We start from the raw sequence: 20,799 nt of genomic DNA, 5'->3' as shown, positions 1-20,799 counted from the left end.
CACGACGCTTGCACGCGGTGTCAGTGAAGTGTCAGCGCCGCTGGGGAGTCTTCAGGCCATGAGGAAGTCAGCGCTCTCGGCGCTCAAGAGAATCACCTTCGTGGCGATGATGGGCGCGCTGGTCGGCGTGTCCATGGGCGCGGCCACGGCCAACGCGGCGACCGCCCGCAACGGCTCCTGCGAGGCAGGCGAGTTCTGCCTCTACTACAACAGCGACCACGCCGGTTCGGTGTCCGACTTCACCTCGTCGGTCCCCGACTACGGCGACGAGCAGCCGAGCTGCTACGACTTCAAGGGCGCGGGCAACGGCAAGGGCCTGTGCGTGAAGAACGAGGCCGCCTCCGTCTGGAACCGCACCAGCGGCCCGGTCACGGTCTACTTCAACAGCGGCTACGCCGGCCCGCGGCAGACGATCGCCGCCGGCGGCAAGGTCAACCTGAACTCGGACCTGAAGAACGAGAACGCCGCCCACAAGTTCGGCGACGGCGGCGGCACCACCCCGCCCCCCGGCGGTTCCTACGGCACCCCGGCGACCAACCCGCACCCGTCGGCCACCGCACGGGCTCCGCAGGCCACGAAGCGCACGCAGTTCATCGACGACCAGATCCGCTCGCTGACCGGCGAGAAGGACTGCTGGGTCGGTGACTACCGCAGCTACGAGTCGTCGACGAGCAACCACAACACCGGCAACGCGCTCGACTGCACCATCTCCAACGCGATCGGCTCCTACCCGAGCGCCGCGCAGAAGGAGCAGGGCTGGAAGCTCGCCCGCTGGCTGCAGAAGCACGCCGCGAAGCTCGACGTCCGCTACGTGATCTGGCAGGGCAAGATCTGGAGCGTCGCGCGTTCGTCCGAGGGCTGGCGCAACTACACCGCGGGCAGCGGTGTCACCGGTGGCCACTACGACCACGTCCACGTCTCCGTGCAGAACCCGCACGGTGACTGAGCTGCCGGACCGCTGACGGCCGGCAGGGGGACGTCAGCCTGATCCGGTGCTGTGCAAGGGGAGTGCTCGCCACGAGCGCTCCCCTTGCGCGTTGTCAGGCGTTCTGGCGGCGCACCACCTCGGTGATCCAGACCGGCGCGAACGGCGAGGTGCAGTTCGGCGGCGTCGGGTAGTTCTTGAGCACTTCCAGCCGCTCGCCGATGTCGACCGCCCGCTCCCGCAGCTCCGGGTGCTCGATCCCGATCTGCGCCAGGCAGTGGTTCATCGCCCACTGCAGTCGTGGCGGGGCGTCGCGCATCTCCTCCTCGACGACGTCCAGCAGCCCGTCGAGGTCGAGGCCCTCCGGCTTCTTCGCCACCCGGTCGACCGTCAACGCCCACCCGGCGCTCGCCACCACGGGGTCCGGGTCGGCGAACCACGTCACGCGCAGGTCCTCGGCGTGGGCGCTCTTCTTCACGACGTAGTTCACGAGCCAGTCGTGCACCTTGGGCTTGTGCGCCTCGCGCAGCATCGTGTCGAGCTCGTCGCGGGTGAACGCCTTGGGGCGGCAGATCAGCAACGCCACCAGCCGTGCGGCCGTGTCGCCGGTCGCCCACAGTTGCACGGCAAGGGCCTGTGTCGAGGTCCCGTTCGATGAGAGTCGCGCCTGAGGTGGTTCCTGGCGGTGCGGCTGGGCAGCCCGCGTACCGGTGTTGTACGTGGGCTGCCCAGCCGTGCCCCCAGGGGCCGCCTCAGGCCCGGCTGTCGCGAACATGGACCTCGACACAGGCCCTTGGTCCTGCTGGGTCTTGAGCTCCTTGGCCAGCGCGCGGAGCTTGCCCAGGTTCACGCCGTGGTCGTCGCCGTGCTTCTCGTTCACGGCGCGTGCCTTGGGGTCTTCGAGCGCGGCCAGCCTGGCCAGCACCTCGGTCACCGTCATCGCTGCCTCCCGTCCGTCACCGACAAGAGAATACGTCGGTGACGGACGGGGGCAAGCGGGACTAGCGGCCGGCGACCGTGCAGGTGGCGGTCGCGGTCTTCGCCGGGTTGCTCTCGGACGTCGCCGTGAGCGTCACCTTGGCCATGAGAGAACCGCCGTTCCGCTTGGCGTGCACCGGAACGTCCACCCGGCCGCCGAACTTCGCGGTCGTGAGCGCGTTCGGCAGCGAGACGGTCCAGCCGTTGCCCGCGACCTTGGCGGACAGGCGGTAGACGTCACCGCCGAGGTACTGGGTGACGTCCTCGGGGTGACCGCCGGCGGTGGCCGCGCGACCGGTGTTGGTCAGCGGGAACCGGCACGTGGCCAAGCTGTCCGAGCCCGTGCCGGCGGCGGTGGGCGTCAGGCGCACACCCCGTTGCTGCGGGCCGGCACCGTCCAGCGAGCGGACGGCGACGGTGTAGGACAGCACGCCGGTCGAGTCGCGCTTCACGTCGAGGACGTAGAAGTGCAGCCGGTTGGCCTCGTCGACGTACTCGAACTCGCTGCCGGAGTTGGTGCCCGCGTGGAACAACGCGTCCGACAGCTGCCGGTAGTCGCCGACCGTGATCGGGACCTTGGTGCCGTCGGGCAGGACGTAGTCGGTCATGCCGATGTCCTGCGGGTTGGCGTCGACCACCCAGGTGAACGGCGCCGCGTCGGCGTTCTTGGTCTTGGCGAGCATCACGCCGGAGTCCGGGGTGAACGAGTCGGCGCCCATGCGGTCGACGACTTCCAGCGTGTAGTTGTTGTAGCCACCGCCGTCGCAGAACGGGTTCGTGGTGACGTCGCACGACGGCGACCGGTCGGCGTTCATCGCGATGTTGACGCCGGTGAGCCCGTTCGCGCCGGGCTGCACGGACCTGGCGGTGATCTTCGCGATGACCGTGCCGGAGCCGGCCAGCGCCTCCCGCGACAACCGCAGGACGTTCTTCTCGTCGACGATGCCGAGCTTGATCTTGTTGCGCAGGGTCTGCTGTGCGCCGAGCGACGCGCCGCCGGTGGCCGGGATGGTCCAGCGCGAGTGCGGGCCGCCGGGACCGTTGAACGAGCCGCGCGACAGCATGTCCCACGGGCCGGAGTAGTCACGTCGCGGCGGGTTGCCGTACGGGTTGTTGTAGTTGTCGCCGATGCCGAGGATGTGGCTCAGCTCGTGCGCGTAGACGCCCTGGCCGGAGCTCTCGGCCTGGGTCGACGAGCCGCCGCCCGCGTTGGGCCAGATCGACGAGCCCGCCGCCCACGACGTCCAGTCGACGTACCGGGTCCGTGACCAGTTCGGCAGCGCGGGGTCCGGCGGGCCGAAGTCGTCGGTGACGTCCTCCTTGGTCCGGAACTTCATCATCCCGAACTCCTGCCACGTGCCGGACTCGTCCTGACCGGCCGACAGGTAGTAGATGAAGTCGTAGCCCGCGGGCACCTCGGCGCCGACGTCGGCCACCCACGCGGCACGGCCGTCGGTGCGGATGTTGCGGTTGCACGTGTCACCGGCCGGGCAACCGGTGCCGCCCTGGAACTCCATGGCGTACTCGTGGTCCTTGCCCGGCATCGTGTACGGGCCGAACGCCTTCAGGTCGACGCCGTAGCGCCCGCCCGAGGTCTCCATCCAGTACTCGTGCACGGTGTGGCCGCGGTTGAGGCCGTTCGGTGAGTTGAGGAAGTCCTGGTAGAACTGCGCGACCTGCTCGCGCGGCACACCGCTGGCCTCGGTGCTCGGGTTGCCGAACACCGTGGAGTGCGCGGGCTGCGTCACCACGAACGGCTGGTTGGGGTAGTCGAGCAGCACCAGCGCGCCCTTGAACGTGCGCACCGAACCCTGCTTCGCAGGATCGGCCCAGTTGGTGCCGGGGATCTTCTTGTAGTCCCTCTCCCACGTCATGTGGTCGGGGTTGACCCAGTTCTGCGGGTCGATCGGGCCGGGAAGACCGGCCTGCGCCGCCACTCTCGCGGCGTCACGCGACTGCTGCCACGGCTGCTGCTGAGGCCAGTGGTCGAACTGCCAGTGGGGTGCGTCGGGAGGGGCGGCGTTCACGCCGGAGGTGCCGGCGACGAGTGCGCCGACCGACAGCATCGCGGTGACCAGCAATGACGTACGCCGGTTTCGGCGACGAACAGGAGTGCGGTCCATGGCTTTCACCGTGGTGCAGACCGCGGTGTCCCGGCCACGGCCTGCCGTCGGTTGCGCGCGTTGCCAGTTAACAGCTGGGCCATCGCTCCACAAGAGACGGTTTGGGTCGGCACGACTGGCCGAAAAGGCTCGTGAAAGGACGTCTACAGTGGAGCCTTTTGGGTCTCTTTCGGTGCAAGTTGCTCGCATTGTTTAGCGCCGGAAGAATGCGGGCACTCGGTGCGTGATTCAGTCTCCAACCAACATGTGAGCTTCCTTGTCAGTGTTCCACCCAGCCTCTACGCTCGGGTTCGAGCTTGGTGAGCGACGAAGGAGCGGTCATCGGCGAGTTGTTTTCGCCGATCTGGCTGAGGAGACCACTCCGGCGTTGTGAAGTCGTATTTCCGGGTTGAATGGCTGATGGTCCAGCTCGGCTTAATGGTGTTCGTGACCACGGCGGTGGTCGGCGCGCGCCGGCGGCGAGGTCGGCGGAAGTGACGAGGAGGGGGCACGTCATGAGCTCAGGAGACGTCCGAGGGCGCAGGGCAGCAGTCAACCGTGCAGGTCGCAGTGGTGACCAGGTGATGATGACGAGGGTCGGGCTGCGCATCCCCACGGCGTTGAGCTTCGACGACTGGGAACGTGCCGGGCGCAGGCTGGCCGAGCTCGTGGATTCCTCCGCGTGGTCGCTCGGTGATTGGCTCGTGTTCGGCAAGGAGCACTACTCCGATCGCTACCAGCACGCCGTGCGGGCGGTCGGTCTGAGCTATCAGACATTGCGCAACTACGCTTGGGTGGCCGGGCGGTTCGATTTGACGAGGCGGCGCGCGGCGTTGACATTTCAACACCACGCAGAAGTCGCCTCGTTGCCGCCGGATGTTCAGGAATACCTGCTGATGCAGGCGGAAACGAATTCGTGGACGACTCGTCAGCTGCGGTCCGCCATTCGCGGCGAAAAAGACTCCGGGAACGAGGTTTCGGCTGACTCGCGCATCAGCGTCCCGCAGGACCGCGTCGGGACCTGGCGGCAGGCGGCCGACGTGGTCGGGCAGGACTTCGAGCAGTGGCTCGTGACGAACCTCGACCGCGCGGCCGAACGCACGTTGCGGACCGGCCAGGCTCTGCGCGTCGTCTCCTGAAGGCTGCTACAGGTGCCGGACGAGACCGCCGTCGCAGCGCACCGCCGTGCCGGTGATGTACGAGGCGGGCGCACCGCACAGGAACGCGGCCACGGCGGCGAACTCCTCCGGGCGCCCGTAGCGGCCGGCCGGGATCGTGGCGGTCGACGACTGCCGGACCTCGGCCACCGTGCGGCCGGTCCGTTCGGCGTTCGCGGTGTCGACGGCGGCCAGGCGTTCGGTCTCGATCCGGCCCGGCAGCACCATGTTCACCGTGATGCCGGCCGCGGCCACCTCACCGGCGAGGGTCTTGAGGTATCCGGCGAGGGCGGCCCGGCCGATGTTCGACAGCGCCATGTTCGGCAGTGGTGCCGCGACCCCGCTGGAGCCGACCGCGAGGATCCGGCCCCAGCCGCGTTCCCGCATCGCGGGCAGGCACAGCGCGACGAGCCGGAGGTGGGGCCGCAGCAACGCTTCCAGTGCGCCGTCGGCGTCGGCCACGTCCAGGTCGTGCGCGGGCCCCTGGCGCGGGCCTGGGCCGTTGAGCACCAGCACGTCCGGTGGCCCGAACCGGTCGACCGTCGCGGCGACGAGCGCGGCGGGACCGTCCTCCGCGAGGAGGTCGGCCTCCACCCCGAGAGCGCTGGGCAACGACGCGGCGATCTCCTGAGCGCGGTCACCCCGGCGGCCGCACACGACCGTGTCGGCACCCTCCGCGGCGAGCGCGCGGGCGATCGCCTCCCCGATTCCGCCGGTCGACGAACAAACGACAGCGGTGCGTCCCGCCAGTCCGAGATCCATGAAGTCCCCCAACCACGAATCGGCAACTGCTGAATTGGATAGCAGTGCACTCCGGCCGGTGCAACCGGCGTCCTGGCGACAGGACACGGGCGGGACCGGGAAAAGATGGAACGAGCGCTATTCGTTGCGACTCCGCGATAACGCGTGCTAGGCATTTGTCATCACCCGACCGAATTTGGGAATGGACATGACTGCCGAATACGACCCACTTCTGCTGCCGTTGACCAGCGAGATTCTCGACACGACGTTGCGCGACGGTTCCTACGCCGTCGATTTCCAGTTCGACGAGAATTTCGTCGTCGAGCTGATGCGCCGCCTGGACGCCACCCCGATCGAAAAGATCGAGATCGCGCACGGAGTGGGCTACGAGGCGGAACGGGCGGGCAACCGGCCGGGCAGCATCCCGCTGCACCGCTGGTGCGAGCTGGCCGCCACCCACCTGCGGTCCTCGACGTGGGGCGCGTTCGCGCAGCCGTCGTTCAGCCGCCTGGAGACCATGTCCGAGCTGGTCGCGGCGGGCATGACGTTCGTCCGCGTCGGCATGGAGGCCGAGAAGATCGAGGCCAACCTCGGCTACCTGCGCCGCGCCACCGAGATCTGCGGGCAGGTCTACCTCAACCTGATGAAGTCCAGCTCCACGCCCTACCAGGCGCTTCCCGAGCTGCTCAAGGACGTGCCGCGGGAGGTCGCTGGCGTCTACGTCGTCGACTCCTACGGCTCGATGATGCCCAGCGACGTGCACCGCTACGTCAGCGTCGTGCTGCGCTCGTTCCCGGTCGTCGGCTTCCACGGCCACAACAACCTGGGGCTCGCCAACGCCAACAGCATCGCGGCGCTCACGGCGGGGGCGTCGATCGTCGACGGCACGCTGCACGGCTTCGGCCGCGGTTCCGGCAACGCCGAGACCGAGTCGCTCGCCGGGATCCTCGCGGTCAAGGGTGAGGACCGCTACGACTACCGCGAGCTCTCCCGCATGGCCGAGTTCTGCCGCGAGCACCTCGAGGTGCTGCCCGACAACCGGAACATGCAGGTCCTCGGCGGTGTGCTGGGCGTGCACTCGAACTACTACCAGCTGGTCGAGGACCTGTGCGCGCAGCACCGGCTGGACCCGGCGTCGGTCATGGAGAAGGCCGCCGACCTGGCCACGCGCAGTGTCGACGGCGCCGACATCAGGGCGGCCGCCGAGCTGCTGGCCGTGCCCGCGACCGTCGGCGCACGGGCCTGAGGGGGGAGACGCGGTGAAGCTGGCGCGGTTCTCCACGGGGATCAGCCACAAGGTGTACGCGAGCCTCGACGACGGGCGGTGGGTGCCGCTGGCGCTCATCCCCGGCTACGCCGACGCGGTGAGGCTGGTGGACCTCGTCGCCGACGATCGGCGCGGCGAGCTGGAAGAGCAGGTCAGAAGCCTCGCGGGACAGGGCGTCGAGCTGGACCTCGGCGACGCGGCGACGGTCGCGCAGGGCCCGGTGTGGGGCGCCGGCCTCAACTACCGCAAGCACTCGCAGGACCTGCTGACCGAGCAGCCCAAGTCCGGCCCCGGCTCCTACCTGCGCCCGGACGGCGCGCTGATCGGCAACGGCGGGGTGATCGAGCTGCCGCGGCAGAGCGAACGCGTCACCGCGGAGGCCGAGCTCGGGCTCGTCATCGGCCGGGAATGCAAGAACGTGTCGCGCGACGAATGGCTTTCCGTTGTCGCCGGCGTGACGGCCGTTCTCGACATGACCGCGGAGGACGTGATTCGGGAGAATCCGCGGTACATCCCGTGGGCGAAGGGATTCGACACGTTCTGCAGTGTCGGCCCGCAGCTGGTGACGGTCGACGAAATCTCCGACTTCGACACAATTCAGGTTTCGACCGTGCGCAACGGTGAGGTCATCGCGTCGGCTCCCGTTTCCGACATGCTCTACGACCTCGGCTACCTGGTGGAGTACTTCACCGCCGGCCGCACCATCGCACCGGGAACGGTCATCTGCACGGGCACCCCGGGCGCCGCCGTGATCTCCGCGGGCGACTCGGTCCACGCCGTGGTGGAGGGCGTCGGCACGCTCGCGCACACCGTTGACCAGGCACCGTGAAGGGGGCGACAGGCGTGTTGGCAGACCAGATGTCCATTGTGGACGCGATCAGGCGGGCCGTCACCGAGCACGCCGACCGCAGTGCCGTCGAGACCGCCACCGGGACGATCACCTACCGCGAGCTCGGCGCACGGGTCGCCGCGTTCGCCGCGCGGCTGGAGGAACGCACCGCACCAGGTGAGTTCGTCGGGATCGAGGCCGCCCGCAGCGCCTCGACGATCGTCGCCATGGCCGCGGCGCTGACCTCAGGACGGCCGTTCGTGGTGCTCGACCCGCGGGACAGCACGTCGAACGCGGTGAAGGTCGCCGCGCTCGGCGTCTCCTGGCTGGCCAGAGGCGGTGAGCTGGTCGAGGTCGCCGGCGAGAAGCGGGCGGTCGAGGCCGACGGGGTCGCGTACGCGATCCACACCTCGGGCTCGACCGGCGAACCGAAGTGCGTGCTGGTCGCGGTGGACCCGCTGGCGCGCATGATCGCCGACCACGTGCGGCGCCTGGAGCTCACCCCGGACTCCCGCACGCTGCAGTTCGCGCGGCTGACGTTCGACGGCTGCGTCACCGAGATCCTCTGGACGCTGACCTCGGGCGCCTGCCTGGTGGTGGTCGACGAGGAACGGCTGGCACCCGGCCCGGTGCTGCAGGCCACGCTGGAGGACCTGAAGATCACGCACCTGAAGACCACGCCGTTCGCGCTGACCGCCACCGAACCGACGGGCTCGATGGCGTTGCGGCACGTGGTGAACGGTGGTGGCGCGTGCCGTCCGGTGCTGGTCGGGAAGTGGTCGGTGGTGGCCGCGTTCCACAACGCCTACGGGCTGACCGAGACCACCGTCTGCAACCTGCTCAGCGACGTGCTCGACCCGGCCGTGCACACCGGCTCCGTGCCGCTGGGCGACGTCGTCGGCGACTGCGGGTACGAGATCGTGCCGCGTCCCGGTGACCCCGACTCCCGCGGCGAGCTGGTGATCACGGGCCGGAGCGTGGCCATCGGGTACCTGACAGCCGATGGCGTGCAACGGTTCGGGGGCTCCTACCGCACCGGTGACGTGGTCGAGCAGCGCGACGGGCAGCTGCACTTCGTGGAACGCGCGGACCGCCAGCTGAAGGTCCGCGGCTACCGGCTCGACCCCGGCGAGATCGAGGCCGCGGCCTGCCGGTTCGCCAGCGTGGTCGAGGCGGTCGTGACAGCGGAGTCGCACGACGGTTCGGAGATCGCCGACGCGCTGGTCTGCTACTTCGTCGGCACAGCGGACGAACGGGCCGTGCGCGCGCACCTGGAGTCGGTGCTCGACCCGTACAAGGTGCCGTCGGTGGTCACCCGCATCCCGCAGATGCCGTACACGCCGAACGGCAAGGTCGACCGGGACGCCCTGCGCGCCTCCCGGCACACCGAAGCGGTGTCCGACTCGCCGGAGGACCGGGTCCTCGCCCTGGCCCGGCAGCTCACCGGCGTGTCCGACGCGTCGCTGAACGACAACTTCTTCGACATCGGCGGCGACTCGGCCTCGACCGTGGTGCTGGTCGGGGAGCTGCGCAAGCTCGGCTGGATGGACGCGGGCGTGCGGGACGTGCTGCGCGCGGAGAACCTGAGGTCGCTGACCACCACACTGCGTTCGCGGAGCTCGTGATGTGCGGCGTCTGCGGAACCTTCGCCCCCGACGGCACCGTCGACCGCGGTGTCGCGGCGGCCATGCACACCCGGCTCGTGCACCGCGGGCCGGACGAGACCTACTCGCTGAACACGCCGGTGCTGGCGGTGAAGCTGGGCAGGCTCGGGATGACCGGCCTGGCCGACGGCTGGCAGCCGGCCGAGGACCGCGGCGGCCGGTTCGTGGCGATGACGAACGGCGAGATCTACAACGCGCCCGCGTTGAAAGCGCGGCTCGGCACCGACCCGGCCAACGGCGTCGACGTCGCCGTGATCCCGGACCTCGTTGCCGCGCAGGGGATCGCGGGGCTGGCGGAGGTCGACGGGCAGTTCGCGTCCGTGGTGTTCGACCGGGCCGAGAACGCGCTGTACCTGGCCCGTGACCGGTTCGGCGTCTGCCCGCTGTACTACACGGCGGTGGGCTCCTCCGTGCACTTCTGCTCGGAGCTCAAACCGCTGGTGCAGTGCGCCGGCAGTGCTTGGCAGGTCGACGTGACCGCGGTCGACCAGTACTTCTCGCTCGGCAACGTCGTCGCGCCGCGCACGTTGGTGCGAGGCGTGTTCGCGGTGCCGCCGGGTTGTGCGGTGCGGATCTCGGCCGACGGCGTGGAAACCGTGCGGTACTGGCGTTACGGGGACTTCTCGGCTTCGCAGGTGTCCGCCGACGAGCTGCGGTCGGCGTTGCGGGAGTCGGTGTCGGCACGGCTGCACGCGGACGTGGAGATCGGCGCGTACCTCAGCGGCGGCTTCGACTCGACGGCGATCGTGATGGAGGCGTCGTCGCTCGTTGACCGTCCGATGAGGACGTTCTCGGTCGTGTTCGACGACCCGTCGCTGGACGAGGGCAGGTTCCAGCGCGAGGTCGCGGCGCTGGCCGAGACGAAGCACGAGCAGATCCCGTGCCGGGTCTCCGACATCACCGGGTTGTTCGAGAAGATGGTGCGGCACTGCTGTTTCCCGCAGCGGGAGACCTACAACGTCGCCGCGATGATGCTGGCGGACGCGGTGCGGTCGGCCGGGATCAAGGGCGTGGTGTCGGGTGAGGGCGCCGACGAGCTGTTCTTCGGTTACGACTCCTACGCGTTCGACAGCGCGGGTCGTGGCCGGCGGCCTGGCCGTGCGGAGAACCTGGAGGCGTGGGGCCGCGCGGACTTCGCGTGGGAGGTGAACTGGGACAAGGTCGGGTCCCGGCGATCGGCGTTCCTGTCCGGTGACGTGCAGGAAGCGTTGCGGGGTGCGGAGTTCTGGCGTTCGCGGCTGATCCCGTTCACCGACGACGAGGTGGCGGCGTTGTCACCGATGCAGCTGCGGTCGGTGGCGGACGTGTACGTGCAGCTGTCCGGGCACCTGCTCGGCGACCACGGCGACGCGATGGTGATGCGGAACTCGGTCGAGGGCCGGTACCCGTTCCTCGGCAACGCGGTCGTCGACGCGGCGCTGCGGGTGCCGGACGAGGAGAAGGTGGCGGACTTCGAGGGCAAGGCGTGCCTGAAGTCGGCCTACCGCGGGATCGTGCCCGACTCGGTGCTCGACCGGGGCAAGCACGGGTTCACCGCGTACGACCTGGACTCGGTGGTGGACCGCGCGACGTGGGCGCGGTGGGAGGAGCTGGTGGCGGACAGCGGGGTGCTGGTGCCCGGTTGCCTGACCGTCGCTCCCGGCACGGACAAGTTCGACTTCCGGTTGAGTGCGATCAGCATCGCGATGGTGGTGGATGAGCTCGGGTTGCGGGTCTGATGTGTACGTCTTCCCCGGTGCCGGGTCGTTCGGCAGCGACTGCGGCACACTGCTGCGGTCGGGACGGCTGGTCAAGTACCCGGGACGGTTCGGGCGGAGTGCCGCGGCCTCCTCGTTCGCGTCGCTGGCGCAGGCGTGCGCGGAGCAGGTCGACGGGGAACGGCCGGTGCTCGTCGGGCACAGCTTCGGCGCGTACGTGGCATACGCGACGGCCGGGTTGCTACCGGACGTCGCGCGGCTCGTGGTGGTCGGAGCCGTTGCGCCTGCCCGGCATTCGGTGGATCCAGAGTCCATTTCGGACACCGAGGCCTACCTGGGACGGGTGTCGCCAGGGCTGGTCGAGGGCGAGTGGCGGGACGTGGTCGTCGAGACCGCCGCGGAGGACATGAAGCTGCTCAGCGGGTTTCGAGCGGAGGACTGGCCGGTGGTGCGGTGCCCGGTCGTGGCCGCGCACGGGCAGTCGGACCCGCTGACGTCCGCGGAAGGTGTTGCGGCGTGGGCGGAAGTGACCACGGGCGGGTTCGTGCGACGAGAGTTCCCCGGCGGTCACTCCGACCTGCTCGACTCACCGGAGCTGCTCGCCCTGGTCCGGGACTGAGGCGGCGCACCCGGCCGAGCAGGCGTTCACGAGCAGCGGCACCGGGTTTCCGGCGACGGGCTGAACGGTCCACCGCTGGTGCAGCTCCACCACCGGGGCGTCGCACACGCTGCACGAGCGGACGTACTCGGTGCCGTGCGTGCCGGGGTCGAGGTCGGCCAGGCCGGCCGTCGGTGGCGGCAGCACGGGAAGCGGACCGTAGAGGGCGGCGGTGTCGGCCCGGAGGTCGGTGAGCCGGGTGCAGCGGGTCAGCTCGTACGGGAACCAGTGCAGCCGCGGCGAGTCGGACGGGTCGAACCGGCGCAGGCTCGTCATCGCCCCGATCTCCGGCGGGATGCGCACGAGGTTCGAGCCGTGCAGGTCCAGCACCTCGACGCGGGTCAGCTTCGCGATGGTCGGCGGCAGCGTGACGATCTCGCGCCGCTCGTCCTGGCTCAGCTCGCGCAACGGGTGGAAGGCGGTCCGCCCGTCGGAGGCGGCTTCCTCGACCAGTTCCAGCAGGTGCAGCCAGCTCGACGCCGAGGGGAGCTGGCGGTCCGGGCGCAGCCGGGCGCCCCTGTCGTCGATTTCCCCCATGACAGGCAGGGTAGCGCTGCTACCGTTCGGACCCGTCGAGATCAGTCAGGTTGCCCGTCACGCGGACCACATCGAGGCTGTGCGGCTGCGGTTCACCGCCGAGGAGCACGAACGGCGGTGTAGGGGGTGGCGCTGGACGCCACCCTGACACACCTGCAGAACCGCCTGTACTGCTAGGCCGTGCCCTGGGTCGTCGCGGCCCGGCGCTTCGGGCGGAACCACATCGTGATGCCGGTGACCATGAGCACGAACAGCGGCAGCAGGGGCACGTAGGACACCCACACCACCGAGGCGTCCACGGTCAGCGCGACCGCCGTGAAGACGACCGTGGCCATGAAGACCATGCTCACGAGGCGGTGGAACCGGCGCATCCGCTTGCTCATCTCGAACCTCCCAGTCGGGGTGTCTGCCGAGGTAGACGCTAGGAGTGCGGGGCCCTCCGGTGCTTCTCGATTCCTGACCGGTCGTGAACTTCGCCCAGTCGGGTGTGGACGATCACGCGGGCGGTGCCGCGCTCGGTGGGGTGCGCGGCGCCGCCGTCGCGAAAATCGGGCAGGATGCGCGTGTCGATTCCGGCCAGTCCCGTTCGACGCACTGGTGAGAGCACACCAGACCACCTGAGGAGAACCCAGATGCGCACCCTGATCGCCACCGCGTTCGTCTCGCTCGACGGCGTCGTCGAGGCCCCCGGCGGCGAGCCGGGCCACCGCAGCTCCGGCTGGACCTTCCAGGACATCGAGTTCGACGAGGCCGCCTACGAGATCAAGGGCCGTGAGCAGGAGGAAGCCGCGGCCATGATGATGGGCCGGGTCAGCTACGAGGCCTTCTCGCCGGTGTGGCCGACGCTCGACTACTTCCCGCAGTACAACGCGATGCCGAAGTTCGTCGTCTCCAGCACGCTGAAGGAGGACCAGCTCGTCGACAACTGGGGCGACATCACGATCCTGCGCTCGCTCGACGACGTGGCCGCGCTGAAGGAGACCGAGGGCGGCCCGATCTCCATCCACGGCAGCGCGACGCTGAACCGCAACCTGTCCGACGCCGGTCTGATCGACCGCTACCACCTGCTGGTGTTCCCGCTGCTGCTCGGCGCGGGCAAGCGGCTGTTCAGCCAGACCGACAAGGACAAGCAGATGCTGAAGCTGGTCGAGAGCGAGTCCTACGGCAACGGCATCCAGAAGCTGGTCTACGACGTCGTGCGCTGAAGTTCGCGTTCCGGCAGCACCGCCGGTCTCGCCGGCGTGAGCTGGACCAGGACGATCGAGCCGATCAGGACCAGCGCGCCGGCCAGTTGCAGCAGCGACAACGTCTGACCGAGGAACACCAGCCCGAGCAGGGTGGCGACGATCGGGCTGAAGAAGCCGAGGAACGACAGCCCGATCGCCGGCACCCGGTCGGTGCCGCGGAACCAGACGGAGTACGCGAAGAGCGACCCGAACACGACGAGGTAGCCGAAGCCGAGCACGTTCGTCCCGGTGATCGACCGGGGCAGGCCCTCCAGCAGGAACAGCGCCGGCAGCAGCACGATCCCGCCCGCGGTCAGCTGCCAGCCGGTGAACAGCAGCACGTTCACCCCGGCCGGTCGTTGCCACCGCTTGGTCAGCACGATGCCGGAGGCCATGCAGACCGCACCGCCCAACGCCGCCAGCACGCCGACGAGGTCGAGCTGGGCGGTGGCCTTCAGCACCAGCAACGCCACCCCGGCCGACGCGGCCAGGCAGGCGACCAGGTGCGGCAGCCGCACCCGGTCGCCGAGCAGCAGCGCGGCGAGCACCAGCACGACCATCGGCTGCACGGAGCCGACGAGTGCCGCGACACCGCCCGGCAGCTTGTAGGCCGCGACGAACAGCAGGAAGAAGAACGCGCCGATGTTCAACGTGCCCAGCACCAGAGCGCGCCACCACCACACGCCGGTCGGCAGCACCCGCCCGAACAGCAGCAGGATGAGCCCCGCCGGCAACGCGCGCACCACCGCGGCCAGCAACGGCCGGTCCGGCGGCAGCAGCTGGGTGGTGACGAGGTACGTGCTGCCCCAGATCACCGGTGCCAGCGCGGTGATCGCCGAGTCCGCCAGCAGTCGGTCGCCTTTCATGACCCCAGCCCCCGTCACTTGTCGGTGCCGAAGAACCGATCGCCGAAGTCGCCGATGCCGGGCAGCATGTAGGCGTTCTCGTTGAGCCGTTCCTCGATCGCGGACGTCACGATCCGCACTCGCGGGTAGCGCGAGCACACCGCCTCGATGCCTTCGGGCACGGTGATGAAGGTGACGAAGACGATGTTCTCTTCTACCACCCCGCGGTCGAGCAGCACTTGAATCGCCGCCAACGCCGTGCCGCCGGTGGCGAGCATCGGGTCGAGCAGCAGCACGTGCCGCGACGCGATGTCCTCCGGTAGTGCCGAGTAGTACAACTTCGGCAGCTTGGTCACCTTGTCGCGCTGGATCAGGATCTTGCCGATCCGCACACCCCTGACGACCGCCCGCAGCCCTGCCTCCATGCTCTCGCCGGCGCGCACGATCGGGACGCCGACGAGGTCCTCCGCGAACCGCAGCCCGTGGTAGGTCGCGCCGACCGGGGTCGTGACGTCCCGCGGTGCGAACGGCAGCAGGTCGAGACCCGCCTCCACGAGCAGCCGGATGATCCGCTCGGTGTAGAAGACGAACTCCTCGCGGGAGGCGTCGCGGTTGCGGACGATCGTGTGCATCGCGCGCAGCTGGTTGGTCTGCGGCAACAGATGCACGTTTTTTTCGAGGTACGCCTCGATCGAGGTCACGGGCACTCCTTGGCAGCGGCCACGACCCCGGCGAACGAGTCGACGAGCCAGGTGGGGTTGGCACTGAGCAGCTGTTCGACGCTGTGCACGCCGTAGGTCACGCCGATCGACGCCATCCCGGCGGCGTGCGCCATCAGCACGTCGTGGGTGGTGTCGCCGACCATCACCGCGTTCGCCGCGGCCACGTCGAGCGCGGTCAGCACGAGGAACCCGGACGCCGGGTCGGGCTTCGGCGCGGGCACCTGGTCGGCGCCGACGACGATCTTGAAGTGCTCGCGCAGGCCGGCCGCGGTGAGCAGCGCCTCGGCGTTGGCGATGAACTTGCTGGTGGCCACGGCGAGCAGGAAGCCGTTGTCCTCCAGCTCCTCCAGGCCGTCGTGGACACCGGGGAACACCAGCTGGGTGGCCATCGGCAGCACGATCCTGCGGAACGTCGACTGGTAGAGCTCCACGCAGTCGGCGGCCACCGGGTCGTCGGTCGCGACACCGAGCAGCTTCGCGAACGCGGCCGGCAGCGGGAGCCCGATCGTGGACCGGATCGCGCCGGAGTCGGCGGTGGGCAGGCCGAGCTGGGCGAACACGGCGGCGAACGTGGTGACGATCCCGGTCGGGGTGTCGACCAGCGTGCCGTCCAGGTCGAACACCACGCAGCGGCGGCTCATCGGCTGAACTCCCTCGCGTGGGCCGTGGCCAGCTCACCGGCGACCTCGGCGGTGCTGACCAGCACGGCCATGTTCGCCTTGGCGGAGCGGCCTTCCGTGGCGCGTTCGACGGCCTTCATCAGGTACTTCGTGATCGCCTGGCCGCTCACGCCGTCACGGTCGGCGCGCTCGACCGCTTCGGCGATCACGGCCTCGACCTCGCCGCCGTCGATCGCGTCACCCGGCCGGGTGGGTGTGGTGACCAGGAACGAGCCGGGGCCGCCGAGCCGCCAGTGGTTCTCGATCGCGTGCGCCAGCACGGCGGGGTCGTCGACCCGGTGCGGGCTGCGCAGTCCGCTGGACACGCAGTAGAACGCCGGGAAGTCGTCGGACCGGTACGCCACCACGGGAACGCAGTGCGTCTCCAGGAACTCCATCGTGAGCCCGAGGTCGAGGATGTTCTTCGCGCCCGCGCACACCACGGCGACCTTCGAGCGGGTGAACTGGATCAGGTCGGACGACACGTCCATCGTCCGCTCCGCACCCCGGTGCACGCCACCGATCCCCGCGGAGGAGAAGAACTTCAGCCCGGCGAGCTCGGCCGCGATCACCGACGAGGCCACGGTCGTGGCACCCATCCCGCCCCGCGCCAGCACGATCGGCAGGTCGCGGCTGCTGACCTTCGGGATCTTCGGCGTGGACGCGAACCGCTCGATGTCGGTGTCGGTCATGCCGACGAGGATCCGGCCGCCGTCGATGCCGATCGTGGCCGGCACCGCACCACCCGCGCGCACGGCGTCCTGCACCCGGCGGGCGGTCTCGGCGTTCTCCGGGTAGTCCAGGCCGTGCGTGATGACGTTGGACTCCAACGCCACCACGGGCTGCCCGGCTGTGATCGCCTCGGCCACTTCCTCGCTGTACACCAGGGGAACGCTCACGAACGACCTCCGATCGCCAGCGTGACCGCCTTGGTCACGGCTTCGATCAGCTCGGACATCTGCTCGTCGGTGAGCAGGACCGGCACGTGCTGTGGGGCGTGCAGCTCGACCTGCTGGCGCACCTGCGACGCGCCGATCGCGGTCATCAGCTCGTCGATGTCGGGCTCGCGCAGCAGGCTGTAGTGGTCGGCCTCCAGGTCCACGATGACCGGTGGCACCACGGAGAAGCCCTCGCTGCCCTCGATGAACGAGTAGTCGTCGCCACGGGCCTTGAAGATCGTGATCGGCGCGGTGACCGTGCGCTCGGCCAGCTCGCTGAAGGTGTACTTGAAGGAGAACGTCTCGGTGACGATCCGGATGATCCGCCGGACCAGCTCGCCGTCGAGGTCGCGGAACTCGCCGCTGATGAACGCCGCGAAGCTCTCCTCGTCCTGGGCGACCTGGAGGCACTGCTGGAGTCGCGGGTCGGTGATGCTGCCCGCGAACACCGAGAACAGGATCGTCACGAACGCCTTGTTGTCGTACGTGGCCTCGTTGGAGTCCCGTTCGTCGCGGACCTTCGGCGAGCCCGGCGCGATCAGGAACAGGTTCCGCACCTCGTGCCCGGCCTGCTCCAGCTGGTGCGCGGTCTCGAACGCGACCCGCGCGCCGAACGAGTAGCCCCACAGCGTGTACGGGCCCTCCGGCTGGATCTTCTTGATCGCCTCGATGTCGGCGGCGGCCATCTCGCGGATCGTGCGGTACGGCGTCTCGCCCTCGTTGATGCCGTGCGCCTGCACGCCGTAGAAGGTCGTCTCGGACTTCGACGCCAGCGTGCGCAGGTTCATCGGGTAGCCACCGAGACCCGGCCAGCAGAACACCGGTGCACCGGTGCCGGACTGCATGGGCACGAGCCGGGAGATCGGTCCTTCGTGGACACCGTCGACCCGGCGGGACAGCTGCTCGATCGTCGGCGACTCGAACAGCACCTGCAGCGGGAGGCTGGTGCCGAAGTCCTTGTTGATCCGGTTGACCAGGCCGACCGCGATCAGCGAGTTGCCGCCGGTCTCGAAGAAGTCGTCGTGCGTCGACACGGTCTCGCGCTTCATCAGCTTCTTCCACAGCTCGCTGATGCGGCGTTCGGTCGTGGTGCGCGGCGCGACGAACGGGCGGTCGTTGTCGTCGGCGTTCGTCTTGTCGGACTTCTCCAGCGCCTTGACGTCGATCTTGCCGTTCGCGGTGATCGGCAACGCGTCCAGCACCACGACCTTGTTCGGGATCATGTAGTCGGGCAGGAAGTTGACCAGGTCGTCGCGGATCAGCTCGGCAGGGCCCTTCATGTGCACGACGTCCTCGTTCATACCGGGACTGCGGCGCTGGGCGTAGGAGACCTTGCCGCCCAGGAAGAAGTACGACGGGCCGGGCTCCTCGCCGATCTCGGCCAGCACGCCGTTGATGCGCTTGGCCGACGGCAGGTCGTTGCCGGACTTGGAGCTGTAGCCCGACGACATGAACCCGAGGTCGACGTCGTTGGCGGACAACCGGTGCATGGCCCGGCCGAGGTCGACGTACTCGCGCCACGGCTCGGTGGCGCGGCTGACGACCGTGACGCCGAAGCTGGCCCGCTCGTACACGGCCTGGTTGATGGCGATGACGTGCTTGCGCAGCACCAGTTCGTCCGACACGCGCTCGAACTCGCCCGCGCGGTAGCGGTACTGGCCGGCGGGCAGGCCCTCGACCTTGCCGGGGTGGGTCTGGACGTAGACGTCCACGGAGTCGGTGCGCGGGCCGGTGTAGGCGCTCAGCTGAAACGTGCCGAGGTAGTAGTCCTCGTCCGCGACGTCGAGCAGGTCCTTGGTCTGCGGGGTGTGTGCGGCGGCGTGCAGGTCGAGGCCGTAGCCGGGCAGGACCTCCTCGAAGAGGCCGACCATGTGGCCGGTCTCGATCTCCAGGACCTCCGCGATGTTGTTCTGGTAGACGCCCTCGATCGCGGCCTTGCGCCCGATGAAGTGCAGCTTGACCTGCGGCTCCTGCTCCTCGACGCGGCTGATCTGGACGAGCTGGTGGCGCAGCGGGTGGTAGTAGTACAACCCGGCCGGCAGACCCGCGATGTGGTGCAGTTCGAGGTAGATCTGGGTCGCGTAGAGCGAACCCGGCGAGGCGTAGCCGTACTTCGGCAGCAGCCGCTGGTCGCTGTAGTGCGCGCCGAAGTAGCGCAGGATCTCGCCGAGCTCGGCGAACCGCACGGACTTCGGGTCCTTCGAACCGACCGCCTCGACGGTCCGGCCCAGCAGCGCGGCGAGGTCCGCCGCGGTGACCGCGCCACCCTCGTAGAACCGGTAGGACTTGCGCGAGAACACGACTTTGCGCTGCAGGCAGGACGCCTCCTCGCCGGGCAGCTCGAACGCCTCGCGCCCGCCGAGGTCGTCGCGCACGCCGGGGTTCGACAGCTGCGCGCGGACCTGCAGCCTGCTCGCCTTCGACTGGTGGTGCGCACCGGCGTTGCCCTGGTCCATCAGGGCGGCTTCCTTCGGGTTCAGCTCGACGCACGCGATCAGGTTCTGGAACCCGGTGCGCTCGTCGGACTTCACGATGACCGCCGCGTTGCGGACCCAGTCGTGCGTCTCGATCGCGAGCCGGATCTCGTCCAGCTCCACCCGGTAGCCGCGCAGCTTCACCTGGCTGTCCGCGCGACCGGCGAACTGCACGGTGCCGTCGGAGTTCCGGGTGACCAGGTCGCCGGTGCGGAACATGCCGTCCACGAACCGTTCCGCGGTGAGCTCCGGCTGGTGCAGGTACCCGCGGGCGACCTGGATGCCGCCGATGTACAGCTCGCCGATCTCGCCCAGCGGCACCACGTCCCGGTTCTCGTCGAGCACCAGGTAGGTGGTGTTCGCGACCGGCGCGCCGATGGAGATGGACTTGGGGGCGTCCGCCAGCTTCGTCGGGTCGACGGTGAACGACGACGAGTTGATCGTCGTTTCCGTCGGCCCGTAGAGGTTGATGAGCCGCGTGTGCGGCATGGTCCCGGTCGCGCTGACCGCGAGCGTGCGCGACAACGCCTCACCACCGCTGAAGATCTGCTCCAGGCTGGTGCAGGTGTGGAACTCCTCGGTGTCGATCAGCGCCTGCAGCAACGTCGGCACGCACTGCAGCGTCGTGACCCCGTGCTGCCGGATCGTGCCGATGAGCATCTCGGGATCGCGGTAGATGCCCGGCTGTCCCATCACGACGGTGCTGCCGACCGCCGGCGCGAGGATCTCCCACTGCGCCGCGTCGAAGCTCATCGGTGTTTTCTGCACGACCCGCTTGGTGCCGTCGATGCCGTGCTCGTCGTGCAGCCACAGCATCTGGTTGACGATGCTGCGGTGCTCGATCATCACGCCCTTGGGCTTACCGGTGCTGCCCGAGGTGTAGATGATGTACGCGAGGCTGTCGTGCGCCGGGCTGAACCCGTCGTCGAACGCCTCGTCGCAGTCGGCGAGCGTGACGACCCTGGTGCCGCTGGGGGCGAGCTCGGTCAAGCGCGCCTTGAGCTCCGGCTGCGTCACGACGACCTTCGTGCGCGAGTCCTCGATCATGTACCGCAGGCGTTCCTCGGGGTACTCGGGGCTCAGCGGGAGGTAGGCGCCGCCGCTGCAGAGGATGCCCCACGCGCCGACCACGAGGTCCAGCGACGGTTCGACGAACATTCCCACGCAGTCGTCGGCGGTGATGCCCAACCGGCGCAGATGTGTTGCCAGCGCGGAGCTCTGCTCGAACAGCTCGCCGTAGCTGGTGCTGTTCTCGCCGACCACCACGGCCGTGCGGTCGGGGTGCTCCTCGACCTGCTTGCGCAGCAGGTCGGGCAGGCAACCGCCGTCGAGCTGTGTCCGATCGACTGAAGCTGCGTTCGACATGCGGAATGCCCCCAA

At 69.2% G+C, this 20,799-nt stretch carries 19 protein-coding genes; 9 read left to right on the top strand and 10 right to left on the bottom strand.

Annotated features, from left to right (window positions below):
* Nucleotides 1–58: 58 nt before the first annotated feature.
* Nucleotides 59–946, top strand: coding sequence for a peptidase inhibitor family I36 protein (locus BBK82_RS49850; protein ID WP_065914266.1), 888 nt, complete (start codon nt 59–61; stop codon nt 944–946).
* Between the two features lie 94 nt (nt 947–1,040).
* Here BBK82_RS49850 and BBK82_RS06930 read toward each other — a convergent pair whose 3' ends face one another.
* Complete coding sequence (locus tag BBK82_RS06930; RefSeq protein ID WP_237048058.1) at nt 1,041–1,865, bottom strand: DNA alkylation repair protein; 825 nt, start codon at nt 1,863–1,865, stop codon at nt 1,041–1,043.
* A 61-nt stretch (nt 1,866–1,926) separates the two neighbouring features.
* Nucleotides 1,927–4,026, bottom strand: a complete 2,100-nt coding sequence (locus BBK82_RS06925) for a M6 family metalloprotease domain-containing protein (RefSeq protein ID WP_065914265.1) — start codon at nt 4,024–4,026, stop codon at nt 1,927–1,929.
* 599 nt (nt 4,027–4,625) lie between these two features.
* On the opposite strand from BBK82_RS06925, the gene BBK82_RS06920 reads away from it, so the two are divergent.
* Entirely contained in the window at nt 4,626–5,144 is a 519-nt protein-coding gene (locus BBK82_RS06920) for an LmbU family transcriptional regulator (RefSeq protein ID WP_237048057.1), read from the top strand.
* A gap of 6 nt (nt 5,145–5,150) precedes the next feature.
* Here the strand turns inward: BBK82_RS06920 and BBK82_RS06915 are convergent, their stop codons facing one another.
* Nucleotides 5,151–5,924 (bottom strand): SDR family oxidoreductase, encoded by a 774-nt coding sequence (locus BBK82_RS06915; RefSeq protein ID WP_065914264.1) that lies wholly within the window; start codon nt 5,922–5,924, stop codon nt 5,151–5,153.
* Nucleotides 5,925–6,111: 187 nt separating this feature from the next.
* On the opposite strand from BBK82_RS06915, the gene BBK82_RS06910 reads away from it, so the two are divergent.
* From BBK82_RS06910 to BBK82_RS06890, 5 genes are read left to right on the top strand one after another with little or no spacing between them, the layout of a single operon-like run.
* Nucleotides 6,112–7,149, top strand: coding sequence for a hypothetical protein (locus BBK82_RS06910; protein ID WP_065920867.1), 1,038 nt, complete (start codon nt 6,112–6,114; stop codon nt 7,147–7,149).
* Nucleotides 7,150–7,162: 13 nt separating this feature from the next.
* Nucleotides 7,163–7,999: a fumarylacetoacetate hydrolase family protein gene (locus tag BBK82_RS06905; RefSeq protein WP_065914263.1), complete on the top strand. Its 837-nt coding sequence runs from the start codon at nt 7,163–7,165 to the stop codon at nt 7,997–7,999.
* Nucleotides 8,000–8,013: 14 nt separating this feature from the next.
* A complete protein-coding gene (locus BBK82_RS06900; RefSeq protein ID WP_237048056.1) occupies nt 8,014–9,624 on the top strand; it encodes a non-ribosomal peptide synthetase in 1,611 nt (536 codons plus the stop codon).
* Nucleotides 9,624–11,381 (top strand): asparagine synthase (glutamine-hydrolyzing), encoded by a 1,758-nt coding sequence (asnB, locus tag BBK82_RS06895; protein ID WP_065914262.1) that lies wholly within the window; start codon nt 9,624–9,626, stop codon nt 11,379–11,381. The genes BBK82_RS06900 and asnB overlap by 1 nt, the downstream gene beginning before the upstream one ends.
* Nucleotides 11,359–11,979 carry a thioesterase II family protein gene (locus tag BBK82_RS06890; protein WP_083267827.1) on the top strand — a complete coding sequence of 207 codons (621 nt, stop codon included), beginning with the start codon at nt 11,359–11,361 and terminating at the stop codon, nt 11,977–11,979. The genes asnB and BBK82_RS06890 overlap by 23 nt, the downstream gene beginning before the upstream one ends.
* On the opposite strand, the gene BBK82_RS06885 is transcribed toward BBK82_RS06890, so the two are convergent.
* Nucleotides 11,947–12,555 (bottom strand): leucine-rich repeat domain-containing protein, encoded by a 609-nt coding sequence (locus BBK82_RS06885; protein WP_065914260.1) that lies wholly within the window; start codon nt 12,553–12,555, stop codon nt 11,947–11,949. The genes BBK82_RS06890 and BBK82_RS06885 overlap by 33 nt on opposite strands.
* A gap of 173 nt (nt 12,556–12,728) precedes the next feature.
* Nucleotides 12,729–12,938 (bottom strand): hypothetical protein, encoded by a 210-nt coding sequence (locus BBK82_RS06880; protein WP_065914259.1) that lies wholly within the window; start codon nt 12,936–12,938, stop codon nt 12,729–12,731.
* 83 nt (nt 12,939–13,021) lie between these two features.
* On the opposite strand from BBK82_RS06880, the gene BBK82_RS55720 reads away from it, so the two are divergent.
* Nucleotides 13,022–13,156: a hypothetical protein gene (locus tag BBK82_RS55720; RefSeq protein WP_257785435.1), complete on the top strand. Its 135-nt coding sequence runs from the start codon at nt 13,022–13,024 to the stop codon at nt 13,154–13,156.
* 31 nt (nt 13,157–13,187) lie between these two features.
* Entirely contained in the window at nt 13,188–13,760 is a 573-nt protein-coding gene (locus BBK82_RS06875) for a dihydrofolate reductase family protein (RefSeq protein WP_065914258.1), read from the top strand.
* On the opposite strand, the gene BBK82_RS06870 is transcribed toward BBK82_RS06875, so the two are convergent.
* The 5 genes from BBK82_RS06870 to BBK82_RS06850 are packed head-to-tail and all read right to left on the bottom strand — an operon-like array spanning nt 13,742 to nt 20,784.
* Nucleotides 13,742–14,647, bottom strand: a complete 906-nt coding sequence (locus BBK82_RS06870; RefSeq protein WP_065914257.1) for an EamA family transporter — start codon at nt 14,645–14,647, stop codon at nt 13,742–13,744. The two genes, BBK82_RS06875 and BBK82_RS06870, sit on opposite strands and share 19 nt — an antisense overlap.
* 14 nt (nt 14,648–14,661) lie before the next feature.
* The gene (gene upp / locus BBK82_RS06865; protein ID WP_218920589.1) at nt 14,662–15,327 is read right to left on the bottom strand and encodes a uracil phosphoribosyltransferase; all 666 of its coding nucleotides are present in this window, start codon (nt 15,325–15,327) and stop codon (nt 14,662–14,664) included.
* On the bottom strand, nt 15,324–15,989 hold the full coding sequence (locus BBK82_RS06860) for an HAD family hydrolase (RefSeq protein WP_065914256.1): 666 nt from the start codon (nt 15,987–15,989) through the stop codon (nt 15,324–15,326). The genes upp and BBK82_RS06860 overlap by 4 nt, the downstream gene beginning before the upstream one ends.
* Nucleotides 15,986–16,906, bottom strand: a complete 921-nt coding sequence (locus BBK82_RS06855) for a pseudouridine-5'-phosphate glycosidase (protein ID WP_065914255.1) — start codon at nt 16,904–16,906, stop codon at nt 15,986–15,988. Before BBK82_RS06855 ends, BBK82_RS06860 begins: the two co-directional genes overlap by 4 nt.
* On the bottom strand, nt 16,903–20,784 hold the full coding sequence (locus BBK82_RS06850) for an amino acid adenylation domain-containing protein (protein ID WP_065914254.1): 3,882 nt from the start codon (nt 20,782–20,784) through the stop codon (nt 16,903–16,905). Before BBK82_RS06850 ends, BBK82_RS06855 begins: the two co-directional genes overlap by 4 nt.
* Nucleotides 20,785–20,799 lie beyond the last annotated feature (15 nt).

Origin of the sequence: Lentzea guizhouensis, assembly GCF_001701025.1 — a bacterium.
In the GTDB taxonomy this organism is placed as follows: domain Bacteria; phylum Actinomycetota; class Actinomycetes; order Mycobacteriales; family Pseudonocardiaceae; genus Lentzea; species Lentzea guizhouensis.
The sequence above is the reverse complement of the archived record's forward strand: the minus strand, read 5'-3'. Positions and strand labels throughout refer to the sequence as shown.